11 protein-coding genes and 6 pseudogenes are annotated in these 15,991 nt (G+C 63.6%); 10 read left to right on the forward strand and 7 right to left on the reverse strand.

What is annotated here, in order from left to right:
* Positions 1-41: 41 nt before the first annotated feature.
* Positions 42-524, forward strand: a pseudogene (locus MKAN_RS01995) (integrase core domain-containing protein); the annotation flags it as partial.
* Between the two features lie 38 nt (positions 525-562).
* On the opposite strand, the pseudogene MKAN_RS31370 reads toward MKAN_RS01995, so the two are convergent.
* Positions 563-1,086: pseudogene (locus tag MKAN_RS31370) on the reverse strand (transposase); the annotation flags it as partial.
* Between the two features lie 81 nt (positions 1,087-1,167).
* Here MKAN_RS31370 and MKAN_RS30185 point away from each other — a divergent pair.
* From MKAN_RS30185 to MKAN_RS30195, 4 genes and pseudogenes are all read left to right on the forward strand, one after another.
* Positions 1,168-3,195, forward strand: a pseudogene (locus MKAN_RS30185) (DUF5632 domain-containing protein); the annotation flags it as partial.
* A gap of 77 nt (positions 3,196-3,272) precedes the next feature.
* Positions 3,273-3,725, forward strand: a complete 453-nt coding sequence (locus MKAN_RS30970; protein ID WP_080674187.1) for a hypothetical protein — start codon at positions 3,273-3,275, stop codon at positions 3,723-3,725.
* Positions 3,715-4,239: pseudogene (locus MKAN_RS31615) on the forward strand (DUF5631 domain-containing protein); the annotation flags it as partial. The gene MKAN_RS30970 and the pseudogene MKAN_RS31615, both read left to right, overlap by 11 nt.
* Positions 4,220-5,152, forward strand: a complete 933-nt coding sequence (locus MKAN_RS30195) for a hypothetical protein (protein ID WP_042313208.1) — start codon at positions 4,220-4,222, stop codon at positions 5,150-5,152. The pseudogene MKAN_RS31615 and the gene MKAN_RS30195, both read left to right, overlap by 20 nt.
* Positions 5,153-5,214: 62 nt before the next feature.
* On the opposite strand, the gene MKAN_RS29180 is transcribed toward MKAN_RS30195, so the two are convergent.
* From MKAN_RS29180 to MKAN_RS32860, 4 genes are all read right to left on the reverse strand, one after another.
* The gene (locus MKAN_RS29180) at positions 5,215-5,730 is read right to left on the reverse strand and encodes a hypothetical protein (protein WP_080673982.1); all 516 of its coding nucleotides are present in this window, start codon (positions 5,728-5,730) and stop codon (positions 5,215-5,217) included.
* 197 nt (positions 5,731-5,927) lie between these two features.
* The gene (locus MKAN_RS30200; protein WP_133163583.1) at positions 5,928-6,530 is read right to left on the reverse strand and encodes a hypothetical protein; all 603 of its coding nucleotides are present in this window, start codon (positions 6,528-6,530) and stop codon (positions 5,928-5,930) included.
* A 16-nt stretch (positions 6,531-6,546) separates the two neighbouring features.
* On the reverse strand, positions 6,547-7,611 hold the full coding sequence (locus MKAN_RS32685) for a hypothetical protein (protein ID WP_023364656.1): 1,065 nt from the start codon (positions 7,609-7,611) through the stop codon (positions 6,547-6,549).
* Positions 7,612-8,205 carry a hypothetical protein gene (locus MKAN_RS32860; protein WP_373365735.1) on the reverse strand — a complete coding sequence of 198 codons (594 nt, stop codon included), beginning with the start codon at positions 8,203-8,205 and terminating at the stop codon, positions 7,612-7,614.
* Positions 8,206-8,364: 159 nt separating this feature from the next.
* Here MKAN_RS32860 and MKAN_RS02040 point away from each other — a divergent pair.
* From MKAN_RS02040 to MKAN_RS02055, 5 genes and pseudogenes are all read left to right on the forward strand, one after another.
* Positions 8,365-10,348, forward strand: a pseudogene (locus MKAN_RS02040) (putative alpha/beta hydrolase).
* Positions 10,349-10,424: 76 nt separating this feature from the next.
* Positions 10,425-10,883, forward strand: coding sequence for a hypothetical protein (locus MKAN_RS02045; protein WP_023364660.1), 459 nt, complete (start codon positions 10,425-10,427; stop codon positions 10,881-10,883).
* Positions 10,884-10,886: 3 nt separating this feature from the next.
* Positions 10,887-11,120, forward strand: coding sequence for a hypothetical protein (locus tag MKAN_RS30205; RefSeq protein WP_133163582.1), 234 nt, complete (start codon positions 10,887-10,889; stop codon positions 11,118-11,120).
* Positions 11,121-11,187: 67 nt separating this feature from the next.
* A pseudogene (locus MKAN_RS02050) lies at positions 11,188-11,994 on the forward strand (alpha/beta hydrolase); the annotation flags it as partial.
* Positions 11,981-12,532, forward strand: a complete 552-nt coding sequence (locus MKAN_RS02055) for a hypothetical protein (protein ID WP_225722985.1) — start codon at positions 11,981-11,983, stop codon at positions 12,530-12,532. The pseudogene MKAN_RS02050 and the gene MKAN_RS02055, both read left to right, overlap by 14 nt.
* Positions 12,533-12,559: 27 nt before the next feature.
* On the opposite strand, the gene MKAN_RS02060 is transcribed toward MKAN_RS02055, so the two are convergent.
* On the reverse strand, positions 12,560-14,800 hold the full coding sequence (locus tag MKAN_RS02060) for an alpha/beta hydrolase-fold protein (protein WP_023364664.1): 2,241 nt from the start codon (positions 14,798-14,800) through the stop codon (positions 12,560-12,562).
* Positions 14,801-14,828: 28 nt separating this feature from the next.
* Positions 14,829-15,950, reverse strand: coding sequence for a M24 family metallopeptidase (locus tag MKAN_RS02065; protein ID WP_023364665.1), 1,122 nt, complete (start codon positions 15,948-15,950; stop codon positions 14,829-14,831).
* Positions 15,951-15,991: the final 41 nt, after the last annotated feature.

Genomic DNA, 15,991 nt, shown 5'->3' on the forward strand with positions numbered 1-15,991 from the left:
ACTCTCGTTCGCCGTGGACCAGTTCACGGGGTCCGGTCACCCCCAACCGGGTCTGGGCCGTGGACTTTCAGTTCGATTCCACTACCGATGGGCGCCCGTTCAAGATCGTCTCGATCATCGACGAGTACACCCGCGAATGTCTCGGCGACAAGGTAGACCGCAGCATCACCGGCGAGGACCTCATCGACGAACTTGACCGCATCGCCGCTCAACGCGGTACCTATCCGAACGTGCTCAGATGTGACAACGGACCCGAATTAGCCTGTGCGGCAATGGCAGACTGGGCCGACGGTCACGTCGGGCTGCACTTTATCCCGCCCGGTGAACCTTGGCGAAACGGCTACGTCGAATCATTTAACTCCCGCATCCGCGACGAATGCCTCAACATCAACAGCTTCTGGTCTCTAGCCCAGGCCCGCGTGGTCATCAGCGACTGGAAACATGACTACAACCATCACCGGCGGCACTCTGCCTTGGGCTACCAAGCCCCCGCCCACTACGCTGCCACCTGCACCCACCAATGAACGACTCTCGTTCGCCGTGGACCAGTTCACGGGGTCCGGTCAACTTGCCAACCTTCAGCGCGGGCATCGTGATAAGCGGGCCGAAACCCACGCCGCGGATGGTCTTTGGCGTAGCGGCGCAGCCAGGCCCGCAAGCCGGCATCGGGGTCCTGGGCAGTCTCGGCGGCGGGTTCGTGGCGTTGGGTGGCCCGATGCTGCCCGGTCACGCGGCAGGCGAACCGTTCGCTGACCCCCAGCACACGCTGGAGGTGACGAACGGCTGCCCGCCGACGCTCCGGGCCTAGAAGTTTCCCCGCGCGATCTCCTTGAGTGCAGCCTTCTCTAACTCGGCATCTGCCAAGAGCCGCTTCAGCGTTGCGTTCTCGCGCTCGAGGTCCTTCAGGCGCTTGGCATCCTCGGCCTTCAAACCACCGAACTGATTGCGCCATCGGTGATACGTCGCCTCCGACACACCCAGCTCGCGGCACACTGCCGCTGTGTCCTTGCCCTCGGACAACAGCCGATCCGCCAGCGTCAGCTTGCGCACGATCTGCTCGGGGCTATGCCGCTTCCTTGTTGCCATGATCTTGTTGAGCCTTCCTGCCCACAGTGTGGGCTGCAAGACTCTCATAAGCCATGGACCAACCGATCGGGGTCAGGCCAGCGCCAGGCCGGGCAATTCAAGCGCAACGAGGCGAGCGACCTGCACAACGCTCGATCACAGTTAGGGGTCAATCAGGGGCGAACTGCTGAGGATTTGTTGGGTCGGTATTGGCGTGGCGAGCAGCGTTTGACCACGATTGCGAGCCAATGCGAGGTTAAGAGCGCCCAGAGTGATCTTGTCGCGGATGCGGTGAACCACTTGCGCGATCAGCTAAGTGAAATCGCCCGGTCAGGCAATGACGAGATCGAACGGATCCTTTCTGACAAGGGGTCTATCGAAGCCAAAGTTGCAGCGGTAAACCGAGTTATCGAGCAGTCAAACGCGAGAGCTTCATGTGCTGGTGATATTGCGACGTCGCACATCGTCGATGCGATGCAAAAGGTGCTCAGCGCAACCACGGGTCAGGACGCACGCGAATGGCTGCGCGACCACGACGTGAACCTTGACGGTCCCCGGCCGACTCGGCCGCTGAGCGTTGAAGATTTGAAAAATTCGCTTGCTTCGAAGTCTTCAGAGACGTCCGCATTCGGCGGTGATCGGCCCGCACCCGACATGCCTGCCCAAGGAGAAGCCATGCCGCCGCCAACCCCAGCGTTCGGCCATGATCGGCCGACGCCGGAACAGTTGCCGCTGCTGCAAGACCGAACGCCTATGCCGCAAACAATGCTGGCCTTCGGCGGTGATCGGCCGGAGGCTGGCGCTCCGGCGATGTCTAACGTCTTCCCCACGCCGCTGCCCGGTGCCCCCGCTATCGGTAGTCCGTCGGTGCCAGGCGTTTCAGCGCCAGCATCACCGGCGGCCGCAACCGCACCGCTGTCACCGCAGTCGTTGAGCCAGTCGTTCACGACCGGCATGATGACTGGCGCGCCGGCGGCCGCGGGTACCCAGTCCCTGTCGGAGGGTGCGCTGCATGCGGCCACCCAACCACTTTCACCGGCAACACCGCCTACTGCCCCACCTATGGCGGGCACCCCGACAATCCCGGCCAGCACACCGGTTGTGCCGCATGTTCCCGACGCAGGCGCGGCGGCTGCCAGCCCGGCCCCGGTGCTATCAGCCCCGGCCGATACCACCATGACCTCAGTTGCACCGATGATGACCAGCGGCCAAACCCCCGCACCCGTCGCACCGGTCAGTGCCACGCCAGCCGGCCCCTTGCCCGCATACGGCGCCGACTTGCGCCCACCCGTCGTCACCCCACCAGTTGCACCACCGACGCCGACCGGGCCCGTCTCGGGTGCGGCCGTGGCGGCCTCCGCCTCATCATCACCCTCGGCCGGCAGCTCACTGGTATCACCGGTAGCCAAGTCCACCAGCCAAGCCGCTGCCCAGAACCAAACAACCAGCGCCTCCGCACCACTAACCGGCGCCACGGTAGCCGCAGCCGCGGGCGCCGCCGCTGGCGACACCGGGCGGCGAACAGCAGAACAGCAACGCCTGCGGCGCATCGTCGATGCGGTAGCCCGCCAAGAACCGGCCCTCTCCTGGGCCGCCGGGCTACGCGACGACGCGCGAACCACCCTGCTGGTCACCGACCTCGCAGGCGGCTGGATACCCCCACATGTTCGACTGCCTGCTCACCTGACCCTGCTTGAACCGGCCACCCGACGCCGCGACGCCACGGTTGAAGATCTGCTCGGCGCCGTCACGGTCGCAGCCGTACACCACCCCCATGCCTACATCAGCGAAGCCGGACCCGACGCCCCCGCGCTCAGCGGCGACCGCACCGCACGCACCGCACCCACCATCGACGAACTCGGGCCAACCCTAATCGACCACGTCCGCCGCCAAGACGGACTACCCCGCGTCGCCCAAGCCGTCGCTATCGCCGCCGTCCGCAAATACGGCGTCCCCGACAACGAAGCCGAACTACTACGCGACAAGACCACAGAAATCCGCCAATCAGTACTGACCGCATACCCCGACCACAATGTCACCGCTATGGGCGCAGCGATCATCGACACCGGACGCTGCCGATACGCAGTGGAGTGCGCAAGCGCGACAGCGCGAATAACCTTACTGAGGTGACGACTAACCAGCCGCCCGCACCGCAGTGGACACCGCCGTATCCCGTTCAGCTCGCACCACGCTCACGCAGCTGGCCGCTGGCAGCCTTAGCGGGCATCGGCATCGTGGCCATAGTGCTGAGCGCTGCAGCCTTGATCGTGGCTTTGACGCGCCCGACATCCAGCAGCCCAGCCGCAGCACCGGCCACGACAGCATCGCCGACATACACCGCCGCCAAAATCGCCGCCGCGCACCAGAAGTTATGTGACGTGTACAGAGTTGCAGCGCGTTCGGTCCAGGTCGCAACAAATGGCGACAGCACGGCGCTCGCAAACATCGCCACCGTCAATGCGGCAGCGATGCTTGAAAGGACAGTTGATTCAACCGCGGCTCTGACTGCCACCGATCGCACATCCGCACTTGCGCTGGCTGAAGCGTATGGCAACGCAACCGCACTGGCGGTGGAGCGTGACACGGTGGCTTGGCAGTCAGCGGCTGATGACGTAAATGCAAAGGACGCACGCATGAAGGCCTTGTGCGGTGCCGGCTGACCTTCCGCCGGGCAAGTGGTCGGCCGTATTGGTGTGCCCGTGGTGGTGCGGACGACCGGTCGCGGTGACATCTGCGGTCACCTATCGGAGCAATGCAGGGGCGGTCAAACGCAACGAGGCCAGCGATCTGCCCGACAGGCGGACGCAGTTGGGAGTCAATCAGGGTCGAACTGCTGAGGATTTGTTGGATCGGTATTGGCGTGGCGAGCAACGTCTCACCACGATTGCTCACCAGTGCCAGGTTAAAAGTGAGCAGAGTGATCGTGTCGCGGACGCGGTGAATCATTTGCGTGACCGACTGAAAGAAATTGCGAAGTCGGGCAACGAGGAGATTGACCAGATCATTTCCGGTCAGGGGTCAACAGAATCAAAAGTTGCCGCAGTGAATGCGGTCATCGCGACCAAGAATGCAACCGCGGCCAACGCGGCAGGAATTGCGATGTCCAACCTTGTCGATGCGACCCAGCGAGTGCTTGACGTAACCATCGGTGGTGATGCCCGGCGAAGTGTTCGCGGACGAGCGCGCGGCATTCGAGTTGCTACACGCCGTTATTCAGCTCGACATAGAGCCGCGGCCGGCCACTATCGCGCAAGGCGTGCTGTACGAGGCCCTGAAGACGGCCCGCGCCGAGCTGTATGGACACCTGACGCGGCTGTGGCATGCCCGCCGTGAGGTGCTCGAAGCACGACGGGAACAGTGGCTCGCTGGTCAACGTGACGTGCGGGCACTGCTACGTGACGTACTGAATGTGTTGTTGGCGGCCATCGCCGCAGCAGAGGTTGAGCGGACCTACGTATTGGCCGAGCAGCAGGCGATGGCGGCCGCAGTCATCGCCGAAATACGCGACGATACAACGGTTGTCGCCGCACGACGCAACGCGGTGCACCGAGCGGTTGCCGAGGCGATCCGCGTCTCGGCGCACGGCACGCTGGTGGCGGAGGATGTTGATCCGAGCGCGCCGATCGAGGTGATCCGCGCAGACGTCGCACGGCGATTACGCGGAGAGGTGCCGACTGATTTTCGCGCCGCCGGTGAGCTGATGATCGCGGTGCGCTATCTGCTGGATCGACAGCCGGGCGAGCAACTCAGTTATGGCCCGCTCGGTGACGGTGTGCGTGCGGCCCGTGAGCCCGTCTATCAGCGCCTGGTTGCACTATGGCGGGCCCGCCGCGCGAAAACCAACACCGGCAGGGAGATGCGCGATCTCGACGCGCTGTTTATAGATTTGGATAGCGTTGTGGCGCAGGTGAGCACGATCATCGCCATTGAACAGGCGTACGCGCGAGCCGAACGCCGTGCAATGGCGGCGGCGGTGGTTGCCGAAATTCGTGGCGACGGGCCGGGTGTCGGCAGCCAGCTTAAGGCGGTACAGAGAGCCGCCGCGGACGCACTCGGCGCATTGGAAGCGCTCAGCACCACCGTTTAGGTCTCAGACACCGGGTCGGGCCAGTTTGGAGTAGAGCGCCGACAGCGCCGTTGTCGACACGCCTACAGCGGATTTGCGTAACGCCGGGGTTCATTGGCTGCCGGCGAGGCTTCATTGCGCGGTGTTTCCGGGGCAGGTATCGGCGGCGGCGTATGCCGATACTCGTTGGGAATGTCTGACACACGCTCGGGGAGGCCTTCGGTTTGATCACCTCGCCAGTGGATGGTGTCTAGATCATCCTGCGGCTCAACGCAAACCGGACCCGACCAGCCCTCTTCAAGGTCGAGGAGGTAGTAATACAACGCCGGATCATCAGAGTCGGTCCACGGCCCAGGATCTATGAGGGACTTCCTGGTGTCACGGACAAGGCCCCAAGTAATTTCTGACGGTGACGCCTGGTACACCAGGTACATCAGGGGACCTTCGGTCCACGCATGGGAAACCAAGAACACGTAGTATCCCGGCGCTTCTCTCCCGGCATTCTCCGCGTTCTTAATCACGATGTGCCGCAACAACTTTTGCAGCACATCGGAGGCGAACTGTCGCTGCCCTTCTGCCGGATCAGTTGATGGGGACATAGTTGTTCACCCATGGTGGTGTCCAGGTCCAGTTCGGCCCAATTTCTACTGCTCCACTACCCCCTGCCAGGGGATACATGGTGATCACCCCCTTCTGTCCACCGCCGGGCACGGTCGGATTGCCTTGGTTTATATTGGCGATTCGTGAGACTTTCGCCAGACGCGGCAGCCATCGGGTCTTGCCGTACGAGCCTCGTTCATGGCGAATACGTGTACTGCTCGCGCACCTCCATCACTGATTCCCACTGGGGGAATCCGGCGATTATTTCTGCATCGGACAACTCCGTCATGTCCGGCGGCGCGCCGTCTAGGCCATCGACGTGTCCGATGTAGATCCGAGCGGTTAGTCCCGACATGGACAACCAATCGAACTTCAAGACGTACTCGGTCAATTTTTCAATGGCGGGCATCGCCCTTGGATCAGCAACTGTTCCGGGACGATCCGCGTCTCTTGCCCATATGTCGCCACCATTCGGTGCGATCAGCGGAGGGATATTAGACGTTGTCGGTGTCCAATAGCCTCGTGTGGAGTACCACGGATACTGGCGACTGGCATCGTTCGACCAATCGACCTTACCGACACCCGTTAGCACGACGAGAGCAGTATTTGAATCCTCGAAACCGCTCCATCGGATATCGAAGATAATTCCGGCGCGCGAGCGCTGCGGCGAAAGGCGCATATCGATAAACTCGGCTTCATTTAGAGCGCCCTGCTCGATTAATGGGTTCGCTTTAGAAACTGTAGTCAGCATGACATCCGGCGCGAACTCATAAAGTTCGCGAATCGAATAAGCGTTCATATGAAAGATCCTATCATCAGTTTGGCACGGGTATATGCGCAAAGGGGTCTGAAGATGACACCGTCCGACCAGTAAACGGGTCCACTTCTTGACCCATAATATTGAGGTAATTCAAATACCCGTGCGGGTACTGGGCTGTTGGTTCCATCACTCGGATCGATACGACGCGTGGATCAATGCCTGGTTGATTTGGCGTTATCGAATAGATCCAACCTTGTCCAGATTTCGCCGGGGTGTCTGAGATAACTCCAGGCGGAACACCGGGGAGGTCGACTCCGCCCGGGCCGATTACATTCGTGGGCGGGTGCTGCTGCGGTAAGACGTCTAGGTATTGTTGCTTTTCGGCGTTAAGCAGTTGGGTTTCGACATGGAAATCAGCTCTTCGTGGATCGCTGGAAGGCAGTGACTCAATAAAAGGCTTATAGATATGGTTGTGCTCCCATATCCTCTTGTTGACATCCTTCAACCCAGCGGCAGCTTGCTCACGCGACATCGGCGGCTGCGGCGGTGACGGCTCTTGTTCCCAGGTGTGGTCGACGGCCTGGACGTGAGGTTTGTGGTCGTGGGGTGTTTCCGGGAAGGTGGTGGCGATTCCGGCCGTCGCAGCGGTGATCTTGGCGCCTGCTTCGTGTTCGGCCCCGATGAGCTGCGTGGCGCGTTGGCGGATGTCGGCGGCGAAAGCTTGTGCTTGTGCCTGACGAGATGCCTGTTCTGCGGCGGTGCGGCTGGTTCGGGTGTCGGCGACAGAGAGGTCTTCGCCGACGTTGAAGCCGGCGTCGTTGGCGTCTTGGACGGCATAGATGACCCGCCGTTGGGCGGCGCCGATGGTTCCGGCGCCCTCACGCGCGATGACCGCGGCCTGACGCAGCTGGTCGGCCTTGGCGGTGACGATCACCAAATCACCGCCGGTTCGCGCTCGCAGCGCCTCGCCGCCAGCGCCGTCCCAGACAATGGTGTGAGATTGGTTGCGCATCTGCAGGAACACGTCCTCCCACAGGTCGGCGGTCCTGGACCAGTAGTGGGCCGCATCGACGAGATGCTCGGTATCCCAGGCCTGAAGCTGCGACAGGGTCGGAAGCATCTACACCATCCGCGGTCGCACGGCCGCCATCTCCCCCGCCGCCGTCACTTCGTTGCTGCCATACCCCTCGGCACCTGCCTTCACCGCACCGGTCGTCGCCTGGGTCCGGATGGTCAATACTTCTGCGGCGAGGCCGACCGCCGTATGAGCGCCGCCCACCGCCGCGGTCGTGGGTTGACACGGCCGCCCCGGTGTCGGTGATGCCAGGACGCTGAACCTAGTGCTGAGCTCACGCCACTGGCTCGCCGAGGCTCTGAGCTGATAGACATCGACACGCAGCTCACCGGTCTCCATCCTCGGGAAGTCTAATGATGTGGCGAGGGTCGGCAATTCACCGCAGGTCGACCGACCAGACGAATTCTTGATCCCGACGCCAGGACCAGTCCAAGCGTTGGCGGGATCCGCCCAGCAATTTGCAGCGACGCCCTGTTGGTCGACCAGTACCCCCAGGAATTCAGCGCTATCGAAACAAGAGCACGCGCGAACGGCGCAGCCGGCGACGGCTTCAGCGATTATTGCCGAGATCCGCGCCGCCACAAGGTTATCGGCGTCCTGCTCGATGGGGTGTGCCAAGCCGCGGCCGATGCGCTGCAAGCATTGCATCCGCACAGCTGGCTAGGATGAGTTCGTGATGTTGGTCGACACCGGCAGCGTCATCCGCCCGACGCGCAACTGGACAATAGCGCGCCAGCCGCCGCGGAAGCATAGGCTGCAGAACGAGAAACGTTGGGCCGCAATACATCCGGTGATCCAATGGAACTCCGCTACATAAGCATCGCCCTCCTGATTGCCGAAGCCGGCGGCGATCCGTGGACGGTCAACAGGAGCCTCCAAGCGGGTCGCCCGACTCAGATTTCCGATCTAGCCAGAGCTTTCCATGACGCGGGTGTCTCGACGGCCGAGGCCGACGCAGCATTCAATCAGGCGCGGCAGCGTTTCGAATGGGCCTGGAACCGGGAGAACGGCGATCACCCAGTCAACGACTCCGCTGAAGTGCAACGCGTAACCACGTCGCTGAAGCTCCAGGCTGCGCAACTGCCGAGGATCGGTGTCGATTTAGAGAACATCGCGGTCGCCCTGGCTGAAGCGCAACGGTCCGCCGGCTGGTATATCTCGGCGCTCGAGCAGGACCTTGAGGATATCGACTGCGAGATCGGTGAGGCCCTCGCCAACGATGATCAAGATGAGGCCAATGCGCTGTGCGACGACGCCGTTGCCGAAACGCGGGCAGTGCTGGTCCAGCTCAACCACATTCGCGACAGCTATTCGGCGATCCTGCAAAGCAGGCTCGGCAATCTGCGCGCCGACGGCGTCGACCCGGCAGAGATAGAAGTAGCCGACGAACTCTTGATCCCACCACCTGACACCAACCCCGAGCAGGTCAAGCGCTGGTGGGATTCCCTCAGGGACGAGCAACGACGCCTATTGGTCGATCAGCACCCGCAGGAGTTGGGCAACCTCAATGGCATTCCGGCCGAGGTACGCGATCAAGTCAACGTCGCGGTGATGAACGACGACCTCCGCCGCGTCGAAGATGCCGCCGGACAGCATGGACTGTCGCCAGAGAGCCTTCGGGACAACGCGCTCAACAACCGGGACAACGATGTGTTCAGCAACCCCGGCAAGTACGGCCTCACCGCCGCAGACATCACCCGGTATCAGAACGCGGTAAAGACCAACGAGGGCCTCAACCACGACAAGGCCGGCTCAGATGCCCGCTCGAGGCCTGTCATGTTGTGGCCATACGATCCACTCGCCTTCAACGGCAAAGGCAGAGCGGCGATCGCAATCGGCAACCCCGACAGAGCACAAAACACCTCCGTCATTGTGCCCGGCACCAACAACAGCGTGAAAGGAGGCTGGTTGTACGACGCACATAACGACGCCATCAACCTCTACGACCAGTCGGCCAAAGCCGACCCAACCCATTCCACCGCAGTGATCGCCTGGATGGGCTATGACGCTCCCGCGTTCGAGTTCCAAAGTCCCGAAGCGGCCGTGACCGACCCGACCAAGCTGCAACAGGTCGGCACACCGTGGATGGCGCGCCAGGGTGGCGCGGTGCTGGCTGCCGACGCCAACGGCCTAGCAGTTACCCACGAAGGTGGCACCCCATCGCACGTAACCGTCATCGGGCACTCCTATGGGTCCACCACAGTTGCCGACGCGTTCGCCAACAGCGGCATGCGCGCCAACGATGCGGTGCTCATCGGCTGCCCGGGAACCGATCTTGCGCACAGCGCCGCTGATTTTCACCCTCAACGGCGGACGGGTCTACGTGGGTGCTGCCTCCACCGACGCGATCAGCTGGATCGGCGAATCAGGTAGCGCGGTGCCCAATTGGGTCAACAACGCACTCGGCACCCCTCTCGGGCCATTGGCGGGACTGGGCACCGATCCGGCTCACGAAGGTTTCGGGTCGGTGCGCTTCCGCGCCGAAGTCGCCGGCTCGCACAACGTCACCCCCTGGTTCAACGACCATTCGCACTACTACAACAAGGGCAGCGAGGCGCTGCACAACATGACCGAAATCGCCGTCGGCCATGGAAACAATCTCGCAGGGGAAGGAATGCTAGCTCCACCCCGAGCCGAAGAACGAATCTCTACCCCGACCCAGGTGCATACCCCTCTGGGAACGATTCCGCTACCGCACGTCGAGATCACCACACCTGTTACTGTCGACCCCGAATGGGACCGGCCAGGGGACTCCGTCACCAATGACCATGAGTTCAAGTAGCTTCCGCCGGTCAGGCCTGCTGCGGCTTGCGGCCGTAGCGCTGACAATGGCTTTCCCATTGGGAGGTTGTTCACTGATGTATCCGTTTGCGCACGATGCTGATCGCCCCGAGCATCCGCTATCCGACGAGCAGGCCATGGCGCAGGTGATCGAGCCAGCGAAACAGATCGCCAAAGTAGCTGGACTACAGGATGTCTCGGGAGAATTTGGGTGGGAGTCCTGCAATGACCAGGGCGATCCGCCCTACCGTAGCCGCGTAAACGTCAAGTTTAACGTCCCCGCCGGCATGGATCGCAACGCCTACTTTGAGCAAGTGGCCGCAACGATGGTGGCGCATGGCTGGTTGGCCGGCCCCCCACCTGGGCTGCGCCCGTTCGGAACGGCGATCCACAAAGATGGCGTCATGGCAATCATCGGGGTGAGCCCCTTTCTCGGCGCGGATGGCGATGTCGAGCTTTCCGGCGAGTGTCGCAACATGGGCGACCATCGTCACGCCCGCTGGCTCAATATCAGCGACCAGCTACGTGGAGGATGAAGTTTGAACGACAGCAATGCATCCCGTACTGGTTGCTTTCTTGACGAGCGGCCCTTTTCTTCGTGTGGAGTGATGTCAATCAGCCATCGTCGACGATGGCTGGTCTGCCTTGCGGCGCTGACCGCGGCGATCTTCGCCTCCGGAGTTTGTTCGTCGATGTATCCGTTTGGGAACGACCCCGATCACCCCGAGCGTTCGCTCGCCGACGAACATGCCATGGATCAAGTAGTCAAGTAGTCGAGACAGCCAAGAAGATTACCAAAACTGCTGGGCTGGAGGATGTTTCGGGAGGTTGCGGTTGGATTCCACCTCAGTGATCGCCTGGATGGGCTATGACGCTCCCGCGTTCGAGTTCCAAAGTCTCGAAGCGGCCGTGACCGACCCGACCAAGCTGCAACAGGTCGGCACTCCGTGGATGGCGCGCCAGGGGGGTGCGGTGCTGGCCGCCGACGTCAACGGCCTAGCAGTTACCCACGAAGGTGGCACTCCGTCGCACGTCACCGTCATCGGGCACTCCTACGGATCGACCACAGTCGCCGATGCGTTCGCCAACAGCGGCATGCGCGCCAACGACGCCGTGTTGATCGGCTGCCCGGGAACCGATCTTGCGCCCAGCGCCGCTGATTTTCACCTCAACGGCGGACGGGTCTACGTGGGTGCCGCCTCCACCGACGCGATCAGCTGGATCGCCGAATCAGGAAGCGCGGTGCCCAATTGGGTCAACGACGCACTCGGCGCCCCTCTCGGGCCATTAGCGGGACTGGGCACCGATCCCGCTCACGAAGGTTTCGGGTCGGTGCGCTTCCGCGCCGAAGTCGCCGGCACGCACAACGTGACCCCCTGGTTCAACGACCATTCGCACTACTACAACAAGGGCAGCGAGGCGCTGCACAATATCACCGAAATCACTGTCGGCCATGGTGACCACCTCGCGCGAGAGGGAATGCTGGCCCCCCATCGAGCCGAAGAACGGATCTCCAGCCCGACTCAAATACGTACCCCGTTCGGGACCATTCCGCTACCGCACGTTGAGGTCACCACGCCTGCCACTGTCGACCCCGAATGGGACCGGCCGGGAGATTCTGTCACTAGTGACCATGATTTCAAGTAACTTCCGCCGGTCAGGCCTGCTCCGGCTTGCGGCAGTAGCGCTGACAATGGTTTTGCTGTTGGGAGGTTGTTCTCCGATGTATCCGTTTGCGCACGATGCTGATCACCCCGAGCATCCGCTCTCCGACGAGCAGGCCATGGCGCAGGTGATCGAGCCGGCCAAACAGATTACGAAAGTAGCTGGTCTGCGAGATGTTTCAGGAGGATTCAGCTGGGAGTCCTGCAACGACCAGGGCGACCCACCCTACCGTGGTCGGGTCGACATGACTTTCAACGTTCCCCCCGGCATCGATCACAGCGCCTACTTCGAGCAAGTCGCGGCGACGATGGTGGCCCACGGTTGGTCATCTGGAGCACCCTCAGGACAGCACTTGTTCGGAACGGCGATCCACAACGATGGTGTCATGGCAACTATTGGCGTAAGTCCATTTCTCGGCGCCGACGGGGCTAGCGAGCTTTCCGGCGAATGCCGCGATATGAATAACCACCGCACTGACAGCAACGGGTTCAGCATCAAAGACCAGCTTCGTGGCCAGTGAAGCTGCGCCTAGCTGCCGCCGCACTCGCTAACCCGTCCGCACCAACGAAATCTGGTGCCGCCCAATCGGAACCGCAACGATCGACTCGACAGGCTGACCATCCAACCGCACCTGAAGGCCGTCGGGCAGCCCGGCCAGCGTGATCTGCGCGGCAGTATCAGACGCAACCGCGATGCTCGACGACGGCAACGAGGCCAGCCCGGCCCGCTCGACATCGACCGTCAAGCTGGCCACGCCGGTGAGCCGCAACGTCAGATACGGCAGCACCGGAGCCGGACCGTCCACCCGCCAATCCAATTCGGTGTACAGCCCCGGTGTCGGGTCGAAGTGCGGGACAAAGCCGCGGTGCCGGCGAATGCTGTGCATCGGGTCCGGCCGCGCATACGAGCGGGCATCGACCTCCGCGGTAGCGCCGCGCCTGGCAGTCACGGCGGGATCGGCGGTCAACTCCGACAACCACCACACCTGGTGCGGCCCGATACCGAGGTCCGCACGCACCAATTGCGGATACCACGCAAACGTGATGTGACCCGGATCCGCTTGGCGCAGACCGGTTCCCATGTGCGCGATCGGATCGTCGAACTTGTCCTGAAGCACCCAGGCGATGTGATCCTCGAGCGGATAGACGGTAAACCGGTAGCGATAGCCCAGCCGGTCCAGTTCCAGCACCTGCTCGGCGGCCGAGGCGAACGGAACCAACTCGTCGATCAACCCGTGGGCGATCACGAACGGCAACCAGCGAGCGTTTCCCAGCAGCTCCCAGGTGTCGCCCTCACGGGCACAATGCGAATCGAGGTTCAAGTCGGCCGGAATGTCGACGTTGGGCAGCAGCCGCACCCCACACGTCGGCGGCCCGGCCAGCACCACGGCCTGGGCGAACACCTCCGGATAGCTCAGCCCCAGCTTGTAGGCGGCATAACCGCCCATCGAATATCCCGAGATGACCGTGCGGTTGGGATCGGTTCCCAACTGCTCGGCCACCCGCGCCCACACCTCCCACACGTCGAGTTCGCCGGCGTCGAAGTACCACGTCGACGGGCCCCGGCCCAGCGGCGTGACCACCACCGAGCCGCGAGTCTCGCACACCTCGTGCAGCAGGCGCGGGTCGATCGCGGCGAACTGCGTTTGCCCCAGCGCCAGCGAGTGCAGCAACAGCGTCAGCGGTAGCGCCTGCCCGGGCGCATACGTCGACGGCAGGCACACCGAATACGGCTGCACCCGACCCAGAAACTGGGGATCGGTGTCCAGAACCGTGCCATCGGCAACGCCCTGACCCAGCTCCACCGAGGACACGTACCAGCGGGTCGACGGTCCGGTGATCACCGGCTCGGCAGCGGTCTCGCGGGCCGCCAGCCGGTCCCACTGCACCGCCACCGCGAACTCGGAAACGTCACCGCTGGTCAGCGCGGCGGCCTGGGCCGCGTCGGACCAGAAGTTCAGATGCGGCTTCTCCTGATCATGGGTACGAAACGCGACGTTGTAGACGTTGGGCTGACCGGGCAGCGCGCCGTGCTCGGCGGGCACATCGGCGAACCCATCGCCTGCGGCGTTGGCCAGTCCCGCGGCCAAGCGAACCGTCCAGGTACCGGTGGGCTCCAGCACCGACCGCGGCACCTGCGCCAGAAACGACCGCGCCGGCAGGTCGACGCTGTGCTCGACGGGCGTGGCAACCTGTGTGGTCAGGTCGATCAGCCGGGCGCTGCGGCCCGACACCAGCAGGGCCATGTCGATGCCCGCCGAACGCACCCCCGCCCCGGCCGGCCAGTCGGCCGAGGCGGCCCGGCCCCGGTCGGTGTCGAAGGTGAACAGCGCGATCGGCACGGTCGCGTCCACCAGCGTGTTCCAGTCGACGCGCCACCAGGTGTGGGTCTCGGTGAGCCCGATCGCGACGCGGAAGATGTCGGCGCCGTTGCCGGCCGCGGGCCCGGCCGGATAGACGTAGGTGCCCCGCGGCGGCGCCTGGACTTTCAGATCTCCCACCGGCAGGCCCGTCGCACCGTGGTCGTCGTAGAGAAAGTCGGTCCAGAACAACGCCCCGCCGGCCACCCGAGCCGCCCCGCAGGTACGGGGGAACTCCTCGCCGAACGGCCATCCCGACGGCACCGGAAGCTTCGGCTCGGGCTTACGCGCGGCCGGCGGCACCCCCTCCGGCATCCCGTCGACCACGACCAATTCGGCAGGCGGTGCCGGCGACGCGGGGCGGACCACCACATCCGCGACATGGCGGGCGATACGTAACGGAAGCAGAGTCAGATCCAACAGCGACACGACGCCAACCTACCCGGCACCGCCGACATCAAACCGGCACCACGGTCAGCTCGTGCGGCCGTTGGTTGACGGACAGGGCACCGTCCTTGGTTACCACCACGATGTCCTCGATGCGGGCCCCCCACCGGCCCGGGAAGTAGATGCCCGGCTCGATGGAAAACGTCATGCCCGCAGCCAGCGCCACGTCATTGCCGGCCACGATGTAGGGCTCTTCGTGCACGCACAGCCCGATGCCGTGCCCGGTGCGGTGCACGAAATAGTCGGCCAAACCAGCCTCGGCCAGCAAACAACGCGCCGCCGCGTCGACCTGGGCGGCGGGTACACCGGGTCGCACGGCGTCAAACGCGGCGCGCTGCGCCCGCTGCAGAACCGAATAGTGCTGCGCCACAACTGGTTCGGGTTCGCCGATGCTGTAGGTCCGAGTACAGTCGGAGTGGTATCCGGGCTCGACGGTCCCCCCGATGTCGACCACGACGATGTCACCCGCCTGCAGTGTGCGGTCCGAAAACCGGTGATGCGGGTCCGCGCCATGCGGGCCGGAGCCGACGATGACGAACGCCACCTCCGAATGCCCTTCGGCGACAATCGCTTCGGCGATATCGGCGGCGACGTCGGCCTCGGTACGGCCCGGCACCAGCAACTCCGGCACCCGAGCGTGCACCCGGTCGATGGCCGAACCCGCCCGGCGCAGCGCGTCAATCTCGGCTTCCTCCTTGATCATTCGCAGCTCGCGCAGCACGTCGGTGGCCAACACCGGCAGCACGTCCAACGCAGCGGCCAGCGGCAGCAGATGCAAAGCCGGCATGGAATCGCTGACTCCGGTCGCCACCGGGCCACCGCCCAGCGCGGCGCTCACCAGTCGGTAGGGATCATCCCCGTCGACCCAGGTCCGCACGCCTAGCCCCAGAGCATCGGCAGACTCCATGAAAGTGGCGAGCTCTAGCCGCGGCACGACGAGAGTCGGCTCACCCGAGGCCGGCAACACCAGCGCGGCGAGCCGCTCGAACGTCTCCGCGCGCGAACCGATGAGGTAGCGCAGGTCGTATCCCGGGGTGATCACCAGGCCGGCCAGACCGGCATCGGCGGTATTGGCGGCCGCCGCAGCCAACCGTCGCTCGTACACCGCGGAGTCGAATCGGCGAGAGTTCATGGCAGCCAGGCTAACCGCGCTCGCGCCGCCTGGCAGGATTG

This window comes from Mycobacterium kansasii ATCC 12478 (assembly GCF_000157895.3).
GTDB lineage: Bacteria > Actinomycetota > Actinomycetes > Mycobacteriales > Mycobacteriaceae > Mycobacterium > Mycobacterium kansasii.